Source organism: Flavipsychrobacter sp. (assembly GCA_041392855.1).
Classification (GTDB): Bacteria; Bacteroidota; Bacteroidia; order Chitinophagales; family Chitinophagaceae; genus UBA5543.
This window is the reverse complement of record JAWKLD010000003.1, coordinates 121,112-139,228: the sequence shown is the minus strand read 5'-3', so window position 1 is coordinate 139,228 and position 18,117 is coordinate 121,112. Positions and strand designations below refer to the sequence as shown.

The window sequence follows — 18,117 nt, the reverse complement described above, 5'->3', positions numbered from 1 at the left end:
ATCACACTCCTATGCTACATAATGATTTCCTTTATAATGATATAGACGCCCATTATTAAGACAAACCAACCAAACCCCTTTTTCAGTTTAGCACCTTCTATCTTTTTGCCCATTTGTATACCTATAAATATACCTATTATAGATATTGCCGTTATGGTGAGTAGGAATACCCAGTCAATAGCAATGTTCCCAATATCTCCTGTAAAGCCTATCAAAGAATTCAAGGCAATGATTGATAAGGATGTGCCAATGGCAGTCTTCATATTAAGACCTACAAAGAATATAAGAGCAGGAATGATCAAAAAACCTCCGCCAGCACCTAGAAATCCAGTAACCAATCCTATGCCAATACCATATAACACAAGCATTCCTATAGATGTCTTATTATCAAAATGTTCCACTGTTTTGCCTCCTTTTATCATTTTAATGGAGGCTAGAAGCATGAGTATGGCAAATAGTACCATTGTAAGTAGGGAACGATTGATGTCAAAACTACCTATAGAGGCAATATGCTCAGGTATAATAGGTATAATGAATTTGCGAGTAAGAAAAACGGTAGTGACAGAGGTTACCCCGAATAATAAAGATGTCTTTATATCAACATAACCTTTATTATAATTTCTCCACGCACCTATGAGGCTTGCACTACCTACAATAAATAGGGAGTAAGAAGTAGCTGTAGTTGGCTCAATACCAAATAGATAGGCCAATAGGGGAACTGTGAGGATGGAGCCACCGCCACCAATTAACCCTAGTGATAAACCTATGAATACCGATGCTATATAACCTATAATTTCCAAGTTGCTATATATTAATGTAAAAATACTTTTAATGTAAGTATCTTAATATGATGAATGTCAGTTTCTATTTTGCAAAAAAAGAGCAATTTTAAAGGATATTAAGCAACAATAGTTACATATAAGAAATATGATGCCAACAGAGTTAAATGATGGATTGACCTTTTCTCCTCAAATGAAGGAGAAGCTTTATGAGTATGGAACAATAAAGACTTATAAGGAAGGTGAAATGATAATGAACGAAGATAGCTATATACATGCTATACCTATAGTGCTGCAAGGTAGTATTAGAGTAATGAGAGCAGATGAAGATGGTAGAGAGCTGTTACTTTATTATATAAAGCCCGGAGAGAGTTGCATCATGTCGTTTTTAGGAGGGATACATCAAGATAAGAGCAAGGTAAAGGCTATTGCAGAAGAAGAAGTTGAAATTCTTTTCATTTCAGTAGAAAAAACACGAGAGCTATTAAAGGATCATACAGAATGGCTGGATTATATATTTAAGCTTTACCATAAAAGATTTGAAGAATTACTATCTGTAGTTAACGCCGTAGCTTTCAAAAAGATAGATGATAGGATATTAGATTTCCTTAAGGAAAAGAAAAAATTATCAAATAGCTCGGAAATACATATTACCCATCAGGAGCTTGCAGATGAGTTAGGAACCGCACGTGTAGTGGTTTCTAGGTTGCTAAAGCAAATGGAGCATGAGGGTTTAGTAACCTTGGGCAGAAATAAAATAGTACTTGTGTAACATTAGTAGCCAAACAAAAATTGTTATCATATCATATTTGCACTAACCAAAAAACTAAACGTTATGAAACTGAATATGGGTTCTGCCGACAGGATAATAAGATTGCTTATTGCCGCACTATTCGTAGTCTTGTATTTTACTGGTACTGTGACGGGTACTTTGGGGATAGTATTACTAGTAGTAGCAGCAATATTTACATTAACCACATTAATGGGTTTTTGTCCGCTATACAGAATATTTGGTATTAGTACATGTAAAGTGAAGGGAAGTTAATGTTGGCATTCTTATCAAAAAACAAACTAGTGCTCATAGGCGTAGTGTTGGGGGCTATTGGGGGTTATTTGTACTACTACTTTGTAGGGTGTGCAAGTGGTACTTGTGCCATAACCTCAAAACCTTTGAACAGTACCGCCTACGGAGCCATGATGGGTGGATTATTTTTTAGCATATTTGATAACAATAAGAAAATAACAAACAATGAGTCAAAGTAATGAACAGCAAATAGCTGTAGTAGATGTACGAACTCCGATGGAATACGCATCAGGACACGTGGTAGGGTCGGTAAATATACCATTGAACGAACTGCCTGAAAGAATGGGTGAGTTGAAGGAGATCAAAACTCCTATCGTATTATGTTGCGCATCTGGTATGCGTAGTGGGCAAGCAACTCAATTTTTAGCACAAAGTGGGTTTGATAACGTAAGTAACGGCGGATCGTGGACAGATGTGCAGTATCAATTAGTAAACAAAGTGAATTAATTAAAAGATGGGATTATTAAGTAGGTTATTTGGACCTAAAGTAGACTTAGGACAATTAATAAAAGACGGAGCTGTGATACTGGACGTGCGCTCGCCAAGAGAGTATGACGGTGGACACATAAAGGGATCAAAGAATATTCCTTTAGACCAGCTAAAAACTAAAATGGGTAATCTGAAAAAAGATACACCGATCATTACTTGTTGTGCATCTGGTATGCGTAGCGCTTCTGCAAAAAGCATGCTTAAAGCAAACGGATTTTCAGAAGTACATAACGGCGGTGGCTGGATGAACCTAACAAAATATACTTAATGGCATATGTAAGAAATATGTTGTTGACCAATTGGCACTTTATGCGCGTATTACGTATTGTAATAGGCGCAGCTTTTGGTATAACAGCGTTTAATAATCACGATGGTTTTATGGCTTTTGCCGCTGCGTTATTCCTTTTTCAAGGGATAACAAATACAGGCTGTTGTGGCGCAGGTAGCTGTGCTACTAGTTATAATCGTCCGTCGGATAGCAACAAAATTGAAGACACAGAATTCGAAGAAATAAAAGCAGAAAATAATGGCAACTAAATCATTTTCAGAGTTGATCAATTCTGATAAGCCTGTTCTAGTTGACTTTTTTGCTGAGTGGTGTGGTCCATGTAAAATGATGCCACCAATACTAAGCGAACTAAAAACTAAGATAGGGGATAAGGCAACTATCATAAAAATAGATGTAGATAGAAATGCTGCCGCAGCCCAAGCTTACAATATCTCAGGTGTACCTACATTAATGCTTTTCAAGAATGGGAAAACATTATGGAGGCAGAGTGGTGTTGTACCTGCAAAAAAATTACAAGAAGTTATAGAGCAACATGCTTAATTTTAGCAACAAAGAACAATATATGACTAAATATATCTCAAGAGTTTTTATTCCCTTATTAGCTATTCTACTATCTACCAGTGCCTGCCAATCTCAAAGTGGTAACGGGAAGACGGTATTAAGTCCTGCCGAATTTTTACAACAGCTGGAGAAGAAAACAGATGCTACCTTGCTTGATGTACGCACACCAGGTGAGTATGCTGAAGGTTTTATTGCTGGTGCTAAGAATGTGAATTGGAATGGTAATGATTTTGAGCAACAAGCAGCAAAGCTAGACAAAACAAGACCGGTATTTGTGTATTGCCTGGCAGGAGGTCGTAGTGGTGCAGCAGCTAATAAACTTAAAAGTATGGGTTTTAAAGAGGTGTATGATCTGAATGGAGGTATGATGAACTGGAAGAGATCTAATATGCCAGTAGCCAATGCTAGTACTAAAGCTAAAGCACCAAGCATGAGTATGGCTCAATATAAAAGTGAGCTAAATGACAGTAGATTGGTCTTAGTAGATTTTTATGCTCCTTGGTGCGGACCATGTAAGAAAATGGCACCGTTCCTAAAGGATATAGCTAAAGAGCAGGAAAAAGTGGTAAAACTGGTAAAGGTAAATGCCGATGATAATGAAGCATTGTCAACCCAGCTGGAAGTGACAGCTCTGCCTACTTTGCTACTATATAAGAATGGGAAAGTGGTATGGAGAAATGTTGGATATATAGGTAAGGAGCAATTGTTAGAAAAAATTAGTAATTTTAAATAGATTCGAAATGTTGAATCGTTTACCTATTATGGAAAGTCCTCCGTTTTTACGTGAGGGCTTTTTTGTTTTTAGTTAAGTGTATAAATACCATATTTTAAGGCAAACAGCACTAGGCCTGTCTTTGAGCGGATGTCAAACTTGTCGAACAGAGATTCTCTATAACCATCTACAGTTCTTCTACTTACACCCATATTGTCTGCTATTTGCTCGTAGGTAGGCTCTTCGGGTGCACACACCTGTAGTAAAAATTCCTTTTCCCTATCAGTTACTTGCTCCAACACTTTTTCTGTGGCTGTTTTTGCTGTGCTATTAGAGGTTAATGCTTTTGTGAGCATCTCGTTATGGTAATATCCTGTATTGATAATATCGTCGATAGCTATCTTTAAAATATTGGCTTTGCTGCTTTTGGGTAAGTAGCCTTTTATCCCTTTTCTGAAAAGGTCAATAATATCTTTTTCATTTGTTTCCAGAGTAAGTAATAGTACAGGGTAAGTGATCCCTTTTTGTTGTAGCGCTATTAAGGTCTCTCTGCCATCCATAACAGGCATGGTAAGGTCCATGATGATCAAGTCTACATGAGGCTTGATATCAATATGATCTAATAGCTCTTGCCCGTTATCGTACTCCCCAGTTATCACATAGTTGCCCATGCGCTCTATCAGCACTTTCAAACCGTTGCGTACTACGGGGTGGTCGTCTACTAATATAATAGATGCTGGTTGCTGAGACATGATTGCTAACTATTATTGTTTTTAGAATTGGGATAACGTAAATATACTGCCTTTGCCTTTATTGCTCTCAATTTCTAGCTTGAAGTTTGCCAATTCTGCTCGCTTATTCATATTAGTAAACCCAGAACCTCTTCCTTTCTTATTGATCTCTTCCAAATCAAAACCTATACCATCGTCTTTTATTGTAATGACCAATGGATTGATTGATCGGATTATGATGGTGATATTCTTTGCTCCTGCATGTTTCATAGCATTATTCACTATCTCCTGAAATATACGGAAGAGCATAATGCGTTTATCTTTATTAATATCGGGTTCTGTGTTAGGCTTGTCCCAGTTAAACCTTAGTCTTTTTAAGCTACTCAGGCGATTAACTTCCTTATCTATTAGTGCTATAAAACCTGATTGTGCTATATGGTCGGTATTTAGGCTATGGCTTAACAGTCTTACTTGTTCTATTGTATCATTTAGTGTGCTATCTGCCGGGGCTAATTTGTCAGCTAATTCCTGATCGTCAAAAGATTCTTGCTCTAACTGTATCCTTATAAGTGTGAGCAGCTGGCCAATATTGTCATGCAGTTCTCTGGCTACATTCGAGAGCGTTTCTTCCTGTACCTCATTTTCTACAACCCTTAGCTCTTTTTCGTAGTCTAATTGCATTTGGGTCATTTTTACTTCTTGCTGCACATGCTTTTTGTTAGCTATTATCATAGTAATGATAACGCCTGCAATAAGTAATAATATCACAAATGTGATAACAACTATGGTAAGTACAATGTCGTTAGTCTGCATGCTTGGCTAAGATATTCTTTTTAGCACCCTTGCCCAACAAGAAAAAACTCACCGCTAAAAATAGATAACGTAACATACCAAGCCCAATGTTGATGTTGAAGAGTGTTCTTGCTAGTTCCATGTCATTAGCAAAGAGGTATAGCTCAAAACCTTTGTAGGGTATCATGCATCCAAAATATAGAAGTGCCGATAAGGCGATCCAGAACACAGGTTGCGCCACTAGTTTTTTGCCATTGAAAATACCGCTATTAAACAGTAGGAGTAGGTAGATGATAAGCACCGTTATACAATAGTATAAGAAATATAAATTGGCTGGTACATGTATACCTTTCTGATAAACATTAAGCAACCAAACTAAGGCGCTACTTGACAGGAGTAGGAGTGCTAATAGTTTGAGTTTTTTGCTAGTATAAAGTAGCAGAGCTGGTGTGCAAACAAGCCATATTTCTATTAGTAGATAACTGTTAAAGAACCAGATATTATGTTGGCTTAACACAAGTCCTATATAAGCTCCTGCAATTTCAGCCATGAGCGCAATCCAAACTTGAAAGTATAAGACTCGATAAGGAGAAGAAAGGTGCTTGAAATGATAAGCTCCTATGATTATCCCTAGAATTTTTGCTGAAAAAATAATGAAAAAGAAAAGTTGCATATACCCTCTAATGCTGTGAAATTAGAAAAAGCATATGCAACTTTAAAGAAGTATTTGATATTAACTTAAAGGTTTTAAATAACCATGGCAAATCGGTGGACACTGAGTTGCAAAGTCTGCACCCTTATAGTGGAAAATAGAGATATAGTCTTCATTATTAAGCATTTTACCACCCGTAGAGTCCGATAAGTATAAAACTAAACCATGTGGCCATAGAACGGCTTCCGTACCAGGTATTACTTCTGTGTAAGAGCAAGCGCCAAAATTAATAAAAGCACCTACTGGGCTACCGTTGTCTAAATACATTCGTTCTATTTCAATCTCCCAAGGTAGCACTAGGTTTCTTACATATTTTTCCAAGCCGCCATCTGCCAGTCGTTCCAATACTTCACTATTAGGAGCTTTGTAGTAGAATCTGTCGAAATACTCTGTGCCCAATAGTGTTTTGTCAGGAGTAGGGGCAAATACTCCTTGTCTGATCTCATACCACGCTTCATTAGTAGTGTTGAGCGGGTAAAATTGATGATCTAGTTTCATAATGGGAGGATCCATCGTACATATTTGCAAACGCAAGTACAGTTCGTTGGTTCCAATGTCGAAGCAATGAACAAAACGTAAGGCTACATCACTTGCAGGCACAGCATACATAGTTGTGAATTGGCTTACGGCATTACTAAGGTCATCCCATAGCACATTGAAGTCCTTTCCTTCAAATGGTAGCGCATCGGCTGATTTAAAATAGTGCATGTCGAAATGAAGACGACCTTGCTCATATTCGTTTAAGGTGATAACCTCTGAGGAGTTCCCTCCAGTAATAGGTGAGATTTTAACAGGCATATTTGAATGTTTTACGCGAATTTATAAATAACAAAAATAATATATAAAGGAATGGGGGTAAAAATACCCCCTCGATTACTGTTTTTATGCACATGTATTTTGGGCAGCTTTTGAGCTAAACTTGTTCTACAATAATATCTAACAATTCAACAGACATTTAAGATGTATACAATTGCCCTAAATTATATTGACTTAATGAATGAAAAGCAATTTCAAAAGCAAATACAGCATCTGTTCATTTGCAATGCCCTAAAGAAGAGTTACATGCCCGTCATTAAGAAGAAATGCGATTATCAAGCTCAAAGAGCGCTTGTAGAAGAAGGCTTGATGTGCTGTTATGATTTAAAGATGATTGGCGCTTGCAGATAAAAAGGGCTTAGAACACATCTGTATATAACTGTAGCAATAGGCTACTTTATTTAATGATAAAGTAACCTATTGCTAGCCAAACTAAACCTTTGACTAAAAAGAAAAGGAATCCCCCTATCCCAATTCTTTTTAGCCATTTCATGGTTTTAGATTTCTTCATAGCGATGGCTTCCATTAGTTAGCAATGATTTTATAGGTTTTAAAATCGCTGCTCATAGGGGCTGGTTTCCCTTCCGCTTTAGCTTTTGCCAAATCGGCAAAGCCTCTTTTATGACCTTCGATAAAAGCTTCAGACTTCGTCCAATCTTTAAATGCATCTTCTGTCTCCCAGTAGCTAACAATAAGATATTTATCTTCTTGGTCATTAGGGCGAAGCACATGCATCTCTTTAAACCCTGGCATTTTATCTATTGCTCCTGCTCTGGTAGCAAATAGTTCTTCAAATCGTGGTCTGTAATCATCGTTACAGCTGATATAGTTAATGGCTACAAAATTCTTGCTCATAATTAATAGTTATGAGTACAAATGTAGGTTTGTCACCAAACTGTCAGCATAAGAATCGGGAAAACTACTTACAGAATCGGGAAATGTATTATCCCTCTATATGAATAGAGATAACGATCATTCTGGTTGATAGTCCGTTAACGGCATTACTCAATGGTATGCGCGGGTCTTTAAATAAGGCATTGCCCAACCCTTGGCTCAACTTGATCTCAGGAGAGAAAATGAAGTTAGGGTAGTAGAACTCAAAACCTGCACCTAGCTCATACCCATAGTCAAAGGCAGAGACTTTTAGTATCTCGTCTTTTTTACGAGAGCGAGCATTGGCCGCCAAGTCGAAGTCGAACTTAACGCCAGCTAAGCCATAAAAACGAAAGTTGTTAATGCGGTCGCTTTTGAACTTTAGCTGAAAAGGTAGGTGTAAGTATATAGACTCAATAGATTTTGAAGAAGAGCTGTCAGAACCGTCGAAACCTCTCATGTTTACGGTCATTGGCTTTTCGGCAAAAATAAGTGTGGGGTTAAAACGGGCATCTATAAAGCTGGTTAACCTAAGGTTTCCCATCAAACCAAGGTTGAAACCCGGACCAAAACCAGGTTGTATGGATTTGAAAGTGTCTTCATTAGTGAACGATTCACTATACTTTATTTTATAAGTAGAGAAGTTGGTACCAAAGGTGATACCAAAGTAATAGGCTTTTTGATCATGTTCGGGCATGTTTAGAATAGTCTGTCCACTAGCCGACTGCAGGCCTATAATGCTAACTAGAAAAAGTATAACTAAGCGTAAACGCATGAATGATTATTGGTTACTATAACGTACTATACGAAGATACAGTATGTACAATAATAATAAAGTATCCTGTAACGACTAAATTTATACGGGTAATCCTTCATTTTTTCTCAAATCGGCTAAATAATCGATGCCGCAAGCCAGCTTTTTGGCCGTAGGAGACTTGAGGTCTATCATACGCCAAAAAGGAGCTACTTGGCTCAAGGGTTGCCCGTTTTGTAATTGTTCAAAAGCATTTTCGGCCACTATTCTCAAGCAGATGCCCGATACTACAGGGCAGGCATATTCCGACCCATACTCTGCTGCAAGGTCACTACGCATTTGTTTGATGTTGGTCTGTGTCCCCTCAGGTATATCGCGTACGTAGCTATCTACTATAATTGGTGTGGGTATGAGCAAAGAATGACCAGCAGGAATATCAGCAAAGTCTTTATCGTTTACTGTTATTTTATGCTCTGCGCCGGGCTTCATCTTCTCAGCCCATGTTTTCTTTTTGCTAGCCATAGCATTATTTCGTAGCTGTATATAGTGTTGTTATGCCAAATGTAAGCGGCCTAGCTTTTACATCTTTATACCCACAACGTTCAAGTATTTGGCAGAAGTCTTTGCCTTCAGGGAAGGCCATAGCCGACTCGTGCAGGTAACTATACGCAGAGCTATGCTTGGAAACTATCTTACCAAACATAGGTAGCAGATATTTGAAATAGAAATGATACCCTTGTTTTATAGGAAATGTTTTAGGGCGGGAAAACTCCAGAATAGCCACTTTACCTCCGGTACGCATCACACGGTTCATATCCTTTAAGCCTGCTTCCAAGTTTTCAAAGTTGCGCACACCGTAAGCGCAGGTTATTGCGTCGAAGCTGTTGTCTTCAAAGGGTAGGTGTTCGCTATCGCCCAGTCTTAATGAGATAAGTTGGTCTAAATGTTGTTCTACGAGTTTCTTTCTTCCTACTTCCAACATTTGCTCGGCAATGTCCACGCCTATTATGCTATCGGGGTTTAGGCGAGCAGCAGCAATGGCAAGGTCGCCTGTGCCAGTAGCTACATCCAGTATGTTTTGGGGGTTCACTTCTTGTATTGCAGCAATGGCTTTTTTGCGCCATCCCTTATCAATACCCATAGACAAAGTATGATTCAGAAAGTCGTACTTTCCCGCAATGTTGTTAAACATGTCGGCAACTTGATCTTTCTTGCTTAATTTTGAATCAGCATTAGGCAATACGTTTGCGGACGTATTGGTATGATTTTCAGTCTGCATCGGCACAAAAGTACGGTAACATCAGTTAATGGATATACAATCGGCAAAATATTTAATAAGTAGCCCCAAAGTGGAGAGCTGCCCCGAGCCTGATAGGGCAGAGTATGCATTCATCGGTAGGTCAAACGTTGGTAAGTCTTCTCTTATCAATATGCTCACCAACCATAGCAAATTGGCTAAAACCTCTTCCAGCCCGGGTAAGACACAGATGATCAACCACTTTTTGGTGAATGATAATTGGTATCTGGTAGACCTGCCGGGTTATGGCTATGCAAAAGTGTCGCAAAAGCATCGTGCGTCTTTTCAGAAAATGATCGCTAATTATTTGCAACAGCGTACTAATCTAATGACGCTATTTGTACTCATAGATAGTCGTCATAAACCGCAGAAGATAGACTTGGAGTTTTTGGCACAGTTAGGAGAGTGGCAGGTGCCGTTCAATATCATTTTTACAAAAGCTGATAAAAGCACGCAAAGGGAAACTGCTAAAAATGTAAAGCATTTCATTGAAACAATGCGTAAAGACTGGGAGTTTATACCACGTAGCTTTGTAAGTAGTGCCGTAAAGTTTACAGGACGGAAAGAGATATTGGCTTATATAGGGGAGCTTAATGAGATCTACGATAAGGAGGTAAAAGGCAAAGAATAATGCCGAGCTGCCAATCCAAAAACAGCCCGACATTTAATCATAACCAGAAACTATTGTTTACATCCACTTTGAAGCAAAACGGTTGAACTCGTGCCTCAATTCGTTGATGGTCTTTTCTTCAGAAATATATTGTTCTCTCAGGTTCTCGTGCTGAGTAATTAATTCTTTATCAATGTGGGCAGCATTTTCTTTGGCTTGCAGGCTTACCTTTTGTAAGTTTTCATTGATATTGTGGCGTAGTGTATCCACATTAGCAATTTGTATTTTTATTTGGTTCTCAAAATGCTCTGCGTTAAGTGCCACCTCATCAGCAGTGTTCTTGCCAGCTACTTCTGTCAGCCTACCTTTTAGTATGCCTAGTTCGGTTTTGTAAAAATCTAGTGCGCGCAACCAGTCGTTGTGCTCATTGTCTAGGTGAGATATACTTGTTTTACTCATGATTGTAATTGTTTATACAGTAAAAGTAGACTACTGTATAAGACAATAAAATGAGCAATGTCAGTAAATAAGATGATTGTTGGCAGCTATTACTTAGCGTATGGCAGTATTTCTTCCAAGTACTTTCTGTCATTACTTAATCGAGGTACTTTGTGTTGCCCGCCAAGCTTACCTTTAGCTTTTAGCCACTCGTTGAATCCGTTTTTAGGCATCACGTGTACTATTGGCATACGTAGGGCTATGTCTTTGTAACGCTTTGCCTCGTAGTCAGAGTTTATTTTCTGTAGCTCTTCATCCATAATAGCTGTAAACTCTTCTATAGGGCAGGGTATGTGGTCAAATTCTATGATCCATTCATGTGCACCATTAGTCTCGCCCGTCATGTATACCGGAGCAGCAGTATAATCGTTCACGATTGCACCCGTTTTTTTACAAGCTCTAGCTATAGCTTCGTCACTATTATCAACAATCACCTCTTCCCCAAAGGCATTAATGAAGTGTTTAAGCCTTCCTGATACCTTTATTCTATATGGTGCTTTTGAGGTGAACTGTATGGTGTCACCTACTAAATATCGCCATAAACCATTGTTGGTATTTAGTATCAGTGCGTAGTTCTTATTCAGTTCTACGTCTTTTAGGGTCAATGTTTCAGGGTTTTCTTTGCCATACTCTTCCATTGGCATAAACTCGTAATAGATGCCATGGTTGAGCATAAGAAGCATACCTTCTGCATTAAGGTTGTCTTGTGCTGCAAAAAAGCCTTCCGATGCATTGTAGGTCTCCCAATAATGCATTTTAGGTGAAGGGATCAGTTGCTCAAATTGTTTGCGGTAGGGCTTGAAACTAACGCCCCCGTGGATGTATAGCTCTAAATTGGGCCATACTTCGTGTATGTGGCTTGCGCCTGATATTTCTAATATTCGTTTTAAGAGTACTATGGTCCAAGTAGGAACGCCAGCTATATAGGTGACGTTTTCTTGAATAGTTGTTTCCGCCATCTTCTCAATCTTCTCTTCCCATTCCGACATAAGTGCTATAGATAGATCTGGTGTGCGGATAACTTGCCCGTAAAAAGGCATGTTTTGTAGCATAACGGCAGATAGGTCACCAAAGAACGAGTCTGCGTTTAGCTGGTTGATCTGGTGGCTACCGCCTATCACTAAGCATTTCCCTGATATGATATTGGTCTGGGGGAACTCTTTTAAGTACATCGCCAAGGTATCTTTACCACACTTAAAATGGTTGTCGTCCAAAGATTCCTTACTTATGGGGATGAATTTACTCTTGTCGCTCGTTGTTCCGCTAGACTTGGCAAACCAGTTTATAGGTGAAGGCCAAAGGAGATTTTGCTCCCCAGCCATAATGCGCTCTATATATGGTTTTAGTGTATCATAGTCATTTATAGGTACTTGACTCTTAAATTCAGCTACACTGTTTATCTTGTCAAAACCGTATTTCTTACCATATTCGGTAAACTGTGCAGAACCAATAAGCTTATTGAATACCTGTTTTTGAGTATCTATAGGGTTGTGCATGAAGTTATCTATCGCGTTATTACGCAACTTCAAATATCCCTTCAGTGCCGGACTAATAATACTCATTTAATAAACTAGGTATAACTGCAAAATTATAGCGTTTTACTACACATGCAACGCTATAACGATATAAATATTTATGGTATTTAACTAGTTAGGGGGTTATAATCCTTACGCTTCAACTCAAAGTGTTGACCAAGATACAATTTTCTAACTTGTTCATCGGCAGCTAGTTCTTCTGCCACGCCTGCTTTTAATAAATTACCCTCAAATAAGAGGTAAGCGCGGTCTGTGATAGATAAGGTCTCTTGCACATTGTGGTCGGTAATAAGTATGCCAATATTTTTAAATTTTAGTTTGGCAACAATGCCTTGTATATCTTCTACAGCTATGGGGTCAATACCGGCAAAAGGCTCATCTAATAGTATGAATTTAGGGTCTACAGCTAATGCTCTGGCTATTTCTGTACGTCTACGCTCACCTCCACTCAGTACATCTCCGGGGCTTTTTCGCACATGGGTAAGTCTAAATTCCTCCAACAGCGACTCTAATTTAGCTTTTTGTTCTGCTTTGCTCAGCTTTGTCATTTCCAAAACGGCCAAAATATTATCTTCCACAGATAGCTTGCGGAATACCGATGCTTCTTGCGGCAGGTAGCCTATGCCCATTTGAGCACGCTTATACATAGGTATCTTGGTAATATCCTCATTGTTAAGGTACACACTACCTTCGTCGGGCGTTACCAAACCTACAACCATATAGAACGAGGTGGTTTTTCCAGCGCCGTTAGGGCCTAGCAAACCAACGATCTCTCCTTGGTTCACTTCAAAAGAAACTTTATTTACTACAGTACGCCCACGATACCTTTTCACTAGGCCTTCAGTATGTATTCTCATTTTTTGACTAGACAAATGCGCTCGTTTTGAACAAAAATAGGAAACCGATGTAAGATTAATGCATAAATGGAACGTCTACATGTAAATTCTATTGTACTTATACTTTAAAAGAATCATTTAATAGCTACTTTTGCATCCTATTATGAAAGTAACAGAACTCTTGGCCAGTGCCAAATCGCCAATTATCTCTCTAGAGATACTGCCACCTACTAAGGGAAATAGTATTGACTCTATATATAAAAGCCTTAATCCATTAATGGAGTTCAAGCCTTCTTTTGTGAATGTGACCTATCACCGAGCAGAGCAGGTATACAAAAAAAGGAAAGATGGCAGTTATGAGTATGTGGAGATACGTAAGCGTCCAGGCTCAGTAGGTATTTGTGCTGCTTTGATGAATAAATACAAGGTAGAAGCGATACCGCATCTTATTTGTGGTGGTTTTAGTAAGGTAGAAACTGAAAATGCATTGATAGACCTACACTTTTTAGGTGTAAGAAATGTATTGGCATTAAGAGGTGATGCGGCTGCTAATGAGAAGTTCTTTACACCCAACCCAAGAGGTCATAGATATGCCGATGAGTTGGTAAAACAAATAGTAGACCTTAATAAAGGGCAGTACCTTGAAGATGATATTATAGATGGTGGTGCTACCGATTTTTGCATAGGTGTGGCAGGGTATCCTGAAAAGCACATGGAAGCTCCGAACCTAGATACAGATATCATATACCTGAAAAAGAAAATAGAACTAGGTGGAGACTATGTAACCACACAGATGTTCTTTAATAATAAGCACTATTACAATTATGTAAACAAGTGTAAGGAGTATGATATTAACGTGCCTATTATACCAGGCTTAAAACCCATTACCAGCCAGCGTCAATTAACCGTTGTTCCAAGTATTTTCAATACAGAAATACCTGTAGATCTATACAACGAAATGATGAAGTCTACAGCTAAAGATGCTTGCGATAAGGTAGGTGAAGATTGGTTATATGAGCAATGTAAAGACTTATTGAAGAACAATGTTCCTATGCTCCACTTCTACACATTGGGCAAGCCAATGGTGGTGTATAATGTATTGAAGCGGTTATTCTAATTATTTAGCTGTAGTAATAGCACCATAGTCCTTGAGGATGCCTTTCAATATATCCTCACGTATAGCGGTGTACTTAGCATAATCTATATCGTTGCTAGACGGTAGGGAGAAATTGAGTGCAAAGAAGTAGGGGTATTTACGAATATCGCTCTTGTTCATAGATTTTTCGTGTTCTTCCATTTTGGCTATACGTTCTATAAAACCTACGATCCATATTGTTTCTTTTTCAGCGCCATTTGGTGCGCCCCATCCAGTTTTGTAGTATAGGTTATAATTGTCTTTCTGTTCTCTTAGCATCATGCTGCGCACTATACGTTGGCTACGCTCTGAAAATGGGAGCTCATTAAAATATAGTTTTTTAAGAAAGCCTACTTGCTCATCGGCAGATATCTGCAAGCTGTCATTAAGCCAAAACTCATCAATAGCACCACCAGCATTTCTATTACCATAGTTTGCCGTGTCTAAAAAGTGCTGCATGTAGTCAAAACCTATGCGGCGCGCCATTTCCTGATAATAAGGAACAGAACTAACGGTAAAAGCTTCACGCATGGTCAAGTCCTTATCCCATTCAGGTCGTCTGTTTACACTATCCCATACAATTAAAAATTGCTCATCCGGCGCTTTGGGTATTTCTAAAGCTACGAGAGAGTTGAATATTTTAAATGTTGAAGCAGGTGTAAAACGGGTAATGGTACGCTCTTTGTTGTAATAATGCACGGTTTCGTGATTATGGTCTCGCATAATAAAACACCCATCTTCAATACCTTTTTCTGTAAAAAAAGTTGCCCATTCTTCATGCTCATGGATACGAGTATCCTTACAGGCAGTGATGAGTAGAACAGAAAGTATGGAGATGTATAAGCGAATGCGCATAGCCGTTTTATTTTAGCGCAAAGGTAATAAGTAGATAAATAGGATGCTAAAAAGGTAGCAGATAGGGTAGAATTATTTCGTCAGTGGCAAAAGGAAATAATATATATATTGCATACTGGTAAACAAGGTATTGTACAAGAGAATTATTATGAGTATGAATTGTGATAAGGATAATAGCCTGCAACATGAAAAGTTAGCAGCTTTTATTTTGGAAAAGGAGTTTGGTCATGGTGCAAAAATAGGTGCTGATAGTGGTAAGTGCATGGCTGTGGTTTTAGAACATAACCCTCAATTGCGTTTTATAGGTATGGATATGTGGGATGGAGAGCATGGCGTAGACTTTGAAAGAGAGTGTAGGGAAAGATGTGCTCCTTATAAAGAAAGGGTGCTTCTGTTAAAAGGAGATGCCGCAACAATAGCTAAAGGCTTTGCCTCTAAAATATTTGATTTTGCTTTTTACGGTTATGCTCTGGATAGAAAAGGTGAGCTAGACTATCACGAAAAAGTGCTGAAACTTTGGATGCATAAAATAAAGTCAGGTGGTTACCTTATTGGGCAAGAGCTAGACAAGGGCGATATGAAAACAGTATTAGCTAAGCTCGGCTACGAGAATATTGCTCCCTTGGAAGTATTAGATAACACCCATACAGGCTTGCATTATATAAGATTAAACTAGTCGAAAGACTGGTTGCTAGACGCAGATATTTTCACTAAACGTTCATATTCAACCGAGGTAAGGTCGTTGAAAAAGAAGTTGATCGGATTTATCTTTTTTCCGTTTTTAATTACCTCATAGTGTAGGTGTGGTCCTGTGCTTTTGCCACTACTGCCTACCCATCCTATTATTTGTCCGCGACGTACTCTTGTACCATCTCTTACTTTTATTTTTACCATATGTGCATACAGAGTTTTATAACCGTAGCCATGGTTGATGATCACATGCCTACCATACCCACTATGGTCATACACAGCTTCTTCTACTAAGCCGTTACCAGTAGCGTATATAGGTGTACCCGACGCAGCAGTAAAATCTAAGCCGGTATGGAGTTTCGGTGTTTTGTATATAGGGTCAATACGATAACCAAAACCAGAGGCAACTCTTTTGAGGTTTCTGTTAGAGACAGGTTGTATCGCAGGGATCGATTTCAGCATGTTCTCTTTAGCCTGTACCATTTTTTCTAAAGTGTCGTAAGAGCTTTTCTGAATTTTGACGCGATTGCGAAGCGCGTCTACTCCATGTTGTATAGTCTCTATTAGTTTGTCGGAATTGATGTAGGCGTATTGAGAAGGGTCTATAGCCGAGTATTGTTTGCCTATACGTATACTATCAGGTATTGGTTCCGACTCAAAAACTGTTCGGTAGATATCATTATCCCTATACTCCAAATCATGCAGCTCCTTATCCATATCGTTAAGCTGATTTTGAAGTCCTATGTATTCTTCCTTTAGTTGTTCTATTTCTGTAATTAACTCTTTCTCGTTAGGGGAGGGGAAGAATTTGTAGGCTATACTAACTATAATGAGCGCCGATACAATAGAAGCAGAAAGAAAGCCAATAATCCTAAAAAGACGAACATGCCATGCAACTTCCAGTTTCTCAAAACGATGAGTATCTGTATTGTAGTAATATTTTCTTATTCGCTTCAATTAGGTTATTTGACGGGTAAAAGTAGCTTATTGAAAGCAAAAAGTAGTAATAATGAAGCGTTAAAAACGGTAAAAGAATACGGGCCCTCGGTTAAGAAGACCCGCACCGCTTTCGTAAGGGGGTAAAGGGAATATTAACTACCAAATACAAATGTACAGGAGCTATACTCCCAAGACCATACCCAAATAAGGGTAAAAAAACTAAGTGCCAGTACGGATAAGGGTTCTGTTATATCAATCTTAATTGTAATGGAAGAATGATGGTGCTGTGATGATACGTTGAGCTATTTTCTTCATATTTGTATTATACAATAAGCATTTAAGAGGAATATGATAGGTGGAATAGAAAAGAATCATGGCATAGGGAAATGGCTGGTAGTGATATTGTTGTTACATCTTACATATGTAGCAAGTGCACAAGTTGATTTTCAGAAGCCAGACTATGAGGCAATAAAAGAGATAGTTAGGGATACATCTTCTTATTATCACTATCCTCATCTATTTGCTTTATATCAAGCAGGTGATGAGCAGCTGGATCTAAAAGCATACCGTATGCTCTACTATGGGCATTTATACGAGCGCACCTATGTGTCTCAATCTTATAGTGACTATGTAAGTGCAAGGCTGGAATTGTATGCACTATCTAAGAAAAAGAATTTGAAGGGTAAGAAGCTGGAACGGGTGATAGAGCTTACAAAAGACAATCTTAAATCCAATCCTTTTAGTATCTCCAATTTAGTGATACTGAATATTATGCTGGAAAAGATGGGCAAGAAGAATGAAGCAAAGAAGTATCTCACTATGGCTACTGGTATCAGAGATGCTATTATGTCTACAGGAGATGGTAGGTCAGATACGACCGCTTATCATATATCAAACATTGAGCATGAGTACGATATGCTATGGGTGTTGGATCTGGAGTTTACGGGAGAGCGAAAGTTGACCAGTAATAACTGTGATTATACTAAAGTGAAACAAAACGAAGAAGGCATAGAAGGCGTTTATTTTAATGTGCAGCGCATTTATAGTAATAAAGAAGACTAGTGTTACATACCTTCCGTGGTCACACATATCATAAATTGTGTTGGGAAAGCTTTAACAAATGGTCTGTA

At 38.5% G+C, this 18,117-nt stretch carries 26 protein-coding genes; 12 read left to right on the top strand and 14 right to left on the bottom strand.

Going from position 1 to position 18,117, the window contains the following annotated elements:
• Nucleotides 1-14: 14 nt before the first annotated feature.
• Nucleotides 15-800: a sulfite exporter TauE/SafE family protein gene (locus R2800_15665; protein MEZ5018498.1), complete on the bottom strand. Its 786-nt coding sequence runs from the start codon at nucleotides 798-800 to the stop codon at nucleotides 15-17.
• Nucleotides 801-927: 127 nt separating this feature from the next.
• Between R2800_15665 and R2800_15660 the strand changes: the two genes are divergently transcribed.
• The 8 genes from R2800_15660 (at nucleotide 928) to trxA (R2800_15625) (ending at nucleotide 3,935) form a co-directional block, all read left to right on the top strand.
• Nucleotides 928-1,551, top strand: coding sequence for a Crp/Fnr family transcriptional regulator (locus R2800_15660; GenBank protein ID MEZ5018497.1), 624 nt, complete (start codon nucleotides 928-930; stop codon nucleotides 1,549-1,551).
• Nucleotides 1,552-1,614: 63 nt separating this feature from the next.
• Entirely contained in the window at nucleotides 1,615-1,824 is a 210-nt protein-coding gene (locus R2800_15655) for a DUF2892 domain-containing protein (protein MEZ5018496.1), read from the top strand.
• Nucleotides 1,824-2,042, top strand: coding sequence for a DUF6132 family protein (locus R2800_15650; protein MEZ5018495.1), 219 nt, complete (start codon nucleotides 1,824-1,826; stop codon nucleotides 2,040-2,042). Before R2800_15655 ends, R2800_15650 begins: the two co-directional genes overlap by 1 nt.
• Nucleotides 2,029-2,310 carry a rhodanese-like domain-containing protein gene (locus R2800_15645; protein MEZ5018494.1) on the top strand — a complete coding sequence of 94 codons (282 nt, stop codon included), beginning with the start codon at nucleotides 2,029-2,031 and terminating at the stop codon, nucleotides 2,308-2,310. The genes R2800_15650 and R2800_15645 overlap by 14 nt, the downstream gene beginning before the upstream one ends.
• Nucleotides 2,311-2,317: 7 nt before the next feature.
• On the top strand, nucleotides 2,318-2,620 hold the full coding sequence (locus tag R2800_15640; protein ID MEZ5018493.1) for a rhodanese-like domain-containing protein: 303 nt from the start codon (nucleotides 2,318-2,320) through the stop codon (nucleotides 2,618-2,620).
• Nucleotides 2,620-2,889, top strand: coding sequence for a hypothetical protein (locus R2800_15635; GenBank protein ID MEZ5018492.1), 270 nt, complete (start codon nucleotides 2,620-2,622; stop codon nucleotides 2,887-2,889). The genes R2800_15640 and R2800_15635 overlap by 1 nt, the downstream gene beginning before the upstream one ends.
• Nucleotides 2,879-3,181, top strand: a complete 303-nt coding sequence (gene trxA / locus R2800_15630) for a thioredoxin (GenBank protein ID MEZ5018491.1) — start codon at nucleotides 2,879-2,881, stop codon at nucleotides 3,179-3,181. The genes R2800_15635 and trxA (R2800_15630) overlap by 11 nt, the downstream gene beginning before the upstream one ends.
• 22 nt (nucleotides 3,182-3,203) lie before the next feature.
• Nucleotides 3,204-3,935, top strand: a complete 732-nt coding sequence (trxA, locus tag R2800_15625) for a thioredoxin (protein ID MEZ5018490.1) — start codon at nucleotides 3,204-3,206, stop codon at nucleotides 3,933-3,935.
• Nucleotides 3,936-4,003: 68 nt separating this feature from the next.
• On the opposite strand, the gene R2800_15620 is transcribed toward trxA (R2800_15625), so the two are convergent.
• The 8 genes from R2800_15620 to ubiE form a co-directional block, all read right to left on the bottom strand.
• A complete protein-coding gene (locus tag R2800_15620; GenBank protein MEZ5018489.1) occupies nucleotides 4,004-4,666 on the bottom strand; it encodes a response regulator transcription factor in 663 nt (220 codons plus the stop codon).
• 21 nt (nucleotides 4,667-4,687) lie between these two features.
• Nucleotides 4,688-5,458 carry an ATP-binding protein gene (locus R2800_15615; GenBank protein ID MEZ5018488.1) on the bottom strand — a complete coding sequence of 257 codons (771 nt, stop codon included), beginning with the start codon at nucleotides 5,456-5,458 and terminating at the stop codon, nucleotides 4,688-4,690.
• Complete coding sequence (locus tag R2800_15610; protein ID MEZ5018487.1) at nucleotides 5,448-5,987, bottom strand: hypothetical protein; 540 nt, start codon at nucleotides 5,985-5,987, stop codon at nucleotides 5,448-5,450. The genes R2800_15615 and R2800_15610 overlap by 11 nt, the downstream gene beginning before the upstream one ends.
• Nucleotides 5,988-6,170: 183 nt before the next feature.
• Nucleotides 6,171-6,947, bottom strand: coding sequence for a hypothetical protein (locus R2800_15605; GenBank protein ID MEZ5018486.1), 777 nt, complete (start codon nucleotides 6,945-6,947; stop codon nucleotides 6,171-6,173).
• A gap of 543 nt (nucleotides 6,948-7,490) precedes the next feature.
• Nucleotides 7,491-7,820 (bottom strand): antibiotic biosynthesis monooxygenase, encoded by a 330-nt coding sequence (locus R2800_15600; GenBank protein ID MEZ5018485.1) that lies wholly within the window; start codon nucleotides 7,818-7,820, stop codon nucleotides 7,491-7,493.
• An 88-nt stretch (nucleotides 7,821-7,908) separates the two neighbouring features.
• Nucleotides 7,909-8,613, bottom strand: coding sequence for a porin family protein (locus tag R2800_15595; GenBank protein MEZ5018484.1), 705 nt, complete (start codon nucleotides 8,611-8,613; stop codon nucleotides 7,909-7,911).
• Between the two features lie 81 nt (nucleotides 8,614-8,694).
• Complete coding sequence (locus R2800_15590) at nucleotides 8,695-9,114, bottom strand: hypothetical protein (GenBank protein MEZ5018483.1); 420 nt, start codon at nucleotides 9,112-9,114, stop codon at nucleotides 8,695-8,697.
• A 4-nt stretch (nucleotides 9,115-9,118) separates the two neighbouring features.
• Nucleotides 9,119-9,871 (bottom strand): bifunctional demethylmenaquinone methyltransferase/2-methoxy-6-polyprenyl-1,4-benzoquinol methylase UbiE, encoded by a 753-nt coding sequence (gene ubiE / locus R2800_15585; protein MEZ5018482.1) that lies wholly within the window; start codon nucleotides 9,869-9,871, stop codon nucleotides 9,119-9,121.
• Nucleotides 9,872-9,899: 28 nt separating this feature from the next.
• On the opposite strand from ubiE, the gene yihA reads away from it, so the two are divergent.
• Nucleotides 9,900-10,520: a ribosome biogenesis GTP-binding protein YihA/YsxC gene (gene yihA, locus R2800_15580; GenBank protein MEZ5018481.1), complete on the top strand. Its 621-nt coding sequence runs from the start codon at nucleotides 9,900-9,902 to the stop codon at nucleotides 10,518-10,520.
• Nucleotides 10,521-10,577: 57 nt separating this feature from the next.
• Here yihA and R2800_15575 read toward each other — a convergent pair whose 3' ends face one another.
• The 3 genes from R2800_15575 to lptB form a co-directional block, all read right to left on the bottom strand.
• Nucleotides 10,578-10,958 (bottom strand): hypothetical protein, encoded by a 381-nt coding sequence (locus R2800_15575; GenBank protein ID MEZ5018480.1) that lies wholly within the window; start codon nucleotides 10,956-10,958, stop codon nucleotides 10,578-10,580.
• 89 nt (nucleotides 10,959-11,047) lie between these two features.
• Nucleotides 11,048-12,559: a GH3 auxin-responsive promoter family protein gene (locus R2800_15570; protein ID MEZ5018479.1), complete on the bottom strand. Its 1,512-nt coding sequence runs from the start codon at nucleotides 12,557-12,559 to the stop codon at nucleotides 11,048-11,050.
• Nucleotides 12,560-12,639: 80 nt separating this feature from the next.
• The gene (lptB, locus tag R2800_15565) at nucleotides 12,640-13,389 is read right to left on the bottom strand and encodes an LPS export ABC transporter ATP-binding protein (GenBank protein ID MEZ5018478.1); all 750 of its coding nucleotides are present in this window, start codon (nucleotides 13,387-13,389) and stop codon (nucleotides 12,640-12,642) included.
• A 142-nt stretch (nucleotides 13,390-13,531) separates the two neighbouring features.
• Between lptB and R2800_15560 the strand changes: the two genes are divergently transcribed.
• A complete protein-coding gene (locus R2800_15560; GenBank protein MEZ5018477.1) occupies nucleotides 13,532-14,485 on the top strand; it encodes a methylenetetrahydrofolate reductase in 954 nt (317 codons plus the stop codon).
• On the opposite strand, the gene R2800_15555 is transcribed toward R2800_15560, so the two are convergent.
• Nucleotides 14,486-15,358, bottom strand: a complete 873-nt coding sequence (locus R2800_15555; GenBank protein ID MEZ5018476.1) for a penicillin-binding transpeptidase domain-containing protein — start codon at nucleotides 15,356-15,358, stop codon at nucleotides 14,486-14,488.
• Between the two features lie 148 nt (nucleotides 15,359-15,506).
• On the opposite strand from R2800_15555, the gene R2800_15550 reads away from it, so the two are divergent.
• Complete coding sequence (locus R2800_15550; protein ID MEZ5018475.1) at nucleotides 15,507-16,034, top strand: hypothetical protein; 528 nt, start codon at nucleotides 15,507-15,509, stop codon at nucleotides 16,032-16,034.
• Here R2800_15550 and R2800_15545 read toward each other — a convergent pair.
• The gene (locus R2800_15545; GenBank protein MEZ5018474.1) at nucleotides 16,031-17,005 is read right to left on the bottom strand and encodes a M23 family metallopeptidase; all 975 of its coding nucleotides are present in this window, start codon (nucleotides 17,003-17,005) and stop codon (nucleotides 16,031-16,033) included. The genes R2800_15550 and R2800_15545 overlap by 4 nt on opposite strands.
• Before the next feature lie 330 nt (nucleotides 17,006-17,335).
• On the opposite strand from R2800_15545, the gene R2800_15540 reads away from it, so the two are divergent.
• Nucleotides 17,336-18,049: a DUF4919 domain-containing protein gene (locus R2800_15540; GenBank protein ID MEZ5018473.1), complete on the top strand. Its 714-nt coding sequence runs from the start codon at nucleotides 17,336-17,338 to the stop codon at nucleotides 18,047-18,049.
• The last annotated feature ends 68 nt before the right edge of the window (nucleotides 18,050-18,117 follow it).

What these genes read in the sequence shown, in the direction of transcription:
- R2800_15660 (MEZ5018497.1), top strand. Translation starts at nt 928, where the DNA reads ATGATGCCAACAGAGTTAAATGATGGATTGACCTTTTCTCCTCAAATG.
- R2800_15655 (MEZ5018496.1), top strand. Translation starts at nt 1,615, where the DNA reads ATGAAACTGAATATGGGTTCTGCCGACAGGATAATAAGATTGCTTATT.
- R2800_15650 (MEZ5018495.1), top strand. Translation starts at nt 1,824, where the DNA reads ATGTTGGCATTCTTATCAAAAAACAAACTAGTGCTCATAGGCGTAGTG.
- R2800_15645 (MEZ5018494.1), top strand. Translation starts at nt 2,029, where the DNA reads ATGAGTCAAAGTAATGAACAGCAAATAGCTGTAGTAGATGTACGAACT.
- R2800_15640 (MEZ5018493.1), top strand. Translation starts at nt 2,318, where the DNA reads ATGGGATTATTAAGTAGGTTATTTGGACCTAAAGTAGACTTAGGACAA.
- R2800_15635 (MEZ5018492.1), top strand. Translation starts at nt 2,620, where the DNA reads ATGGCATATGTAAGAAATATGTTGTTGACCAATTGGCACTTTATGCGC.
- trxA (MEZ5018491.1), top strand. Translation starts at nt 2,879, where the DNA reads ATGGCAACTAAATCATTTTCAGAGTTGATCAATTCTGATAAGCCTGTT.
- trxA (MEZ5018490.1), top strand. Translation starts at nt 3,204, where the DNA reads ATGACTAAATATATCTCAAGAGTTTTTATTCCCTTATTAGCTATTCTA.
- R2800_15620 (MEZ5018489.1), bottom strand. Translation starts at nt 4,666, where the DNA reads ATGTCTCAGCAACCAGCATCTATTATATTAGTAGACGACCACCCCGTA.
- R2800_15615 (MEZ5018488.1), bottom strand. Translation starts at nt 5,458, where the DNA reads ATGCAGACTAACGACATTGTACTTACCATAGTTGTTATCACATTTGTG.
- R2800_15610 (MEZ5018487.1), bottom strand. Translation starts at nt 5,987, where the DNA reads ATGGCTGAAATTGCAGGAGCTTATATAGGACTTGTGTTAAGCCAACAT.
- R2800_15605 (MEZ5018486.1), bottom strand. Translation starts at nt 6,947, where the DNA reads ATGCCTGTTAAAATCTCACCTATTACTGGAGGGAACTCCTCAGAGGTT.
- R2800_15600 (MEZ5018485.1), bottom strand. Translation starts at nt 7,820, where the DNA reads ATGAGCAAGAATTTTGTAGCCATTAACTATATCAGCTGTAACGATGAT.
- R2800_15595 (MEZ5018484.1), bottom strand. Translation starts at nt 8,613, where the DNA reads ATGCGTTTACGCTTAGTTATACTTTTTCTAGTTAGCATTATAGGCCTG.
- R2800_15590 (MEZ5018483.1), bottom strand. Translation starts at nt 9,114, where the DNA reads ATGGCTAGCAAAAAGAAAACATGGGCTGAGAAGATGAAGCCCGGCGCA.
- ubiE (MEZ5018482.1), bottom strand. Translation starts at nt 9,871, where the DNA reads ATGCAGACTGAAAATCATACCAATACGTCCGCAAACGTATTGCCTAAT.
- yihA (MEZ5018481.1), top strand. Translation starts at nt 9,900, where the DNA reads ATGGATATACAATCGGCAAAATATTTAATAAGTAGCCCCAAAGTGGAG.
- R2800_15575 (MEZ5018480.1), bottom strand. Translation starts at nt 10,958, where the DNA reads ATGAGTAAAACAAGTATATCTCACCTAGACAATGAGCACAACGACTGG.
- R2800_15570 (MEZ5018479.1), bottom strand. Translation starts at nt 12,559, where the DNA reads ATGAGTATTATTAGTCCGGCACTGAAGGGATATTTGAAGTTGCGTAAT.
- lptB (MEZ5018478.1), bottom strand. Translation starts at nt 13,389, where the DNA reads ATGAGAATACATACTGAAGGCCTAGTGAAAAGGTATCGTGGGCGTACT.
- R2800_15560 (MEZ5018477.1), top strand. Translation starts at nt 13,532, where the DNA reads ATGAAAGTAACAGAACTCTTGGCCAGTGCCAAATCGCCAATTATCTCT.
- R2800_15555 (MEZ5018476.1), bottom strand. Translation starts at nt 15,358, where the DNA reads ATGCGCATTCGCTTATACATCTCCATACTTTCTGTTCTACTCATCACT.
- R2800_15550 (MEZ5018475.1), top strand. Translation starts at nt 15,507, where the DNA reads ATGAGTATGAATTGTGATAAGGATAATAGCCTGCAACATGAAAAGTTA.
- R2800_15540 (MEZ5018473.1), top strand. Translation starts at nt 17,336, where the DNA reads ATGATAGGTGGAATAGAAAAGAATCATGGCATAGGGAAATGGCTGGTA.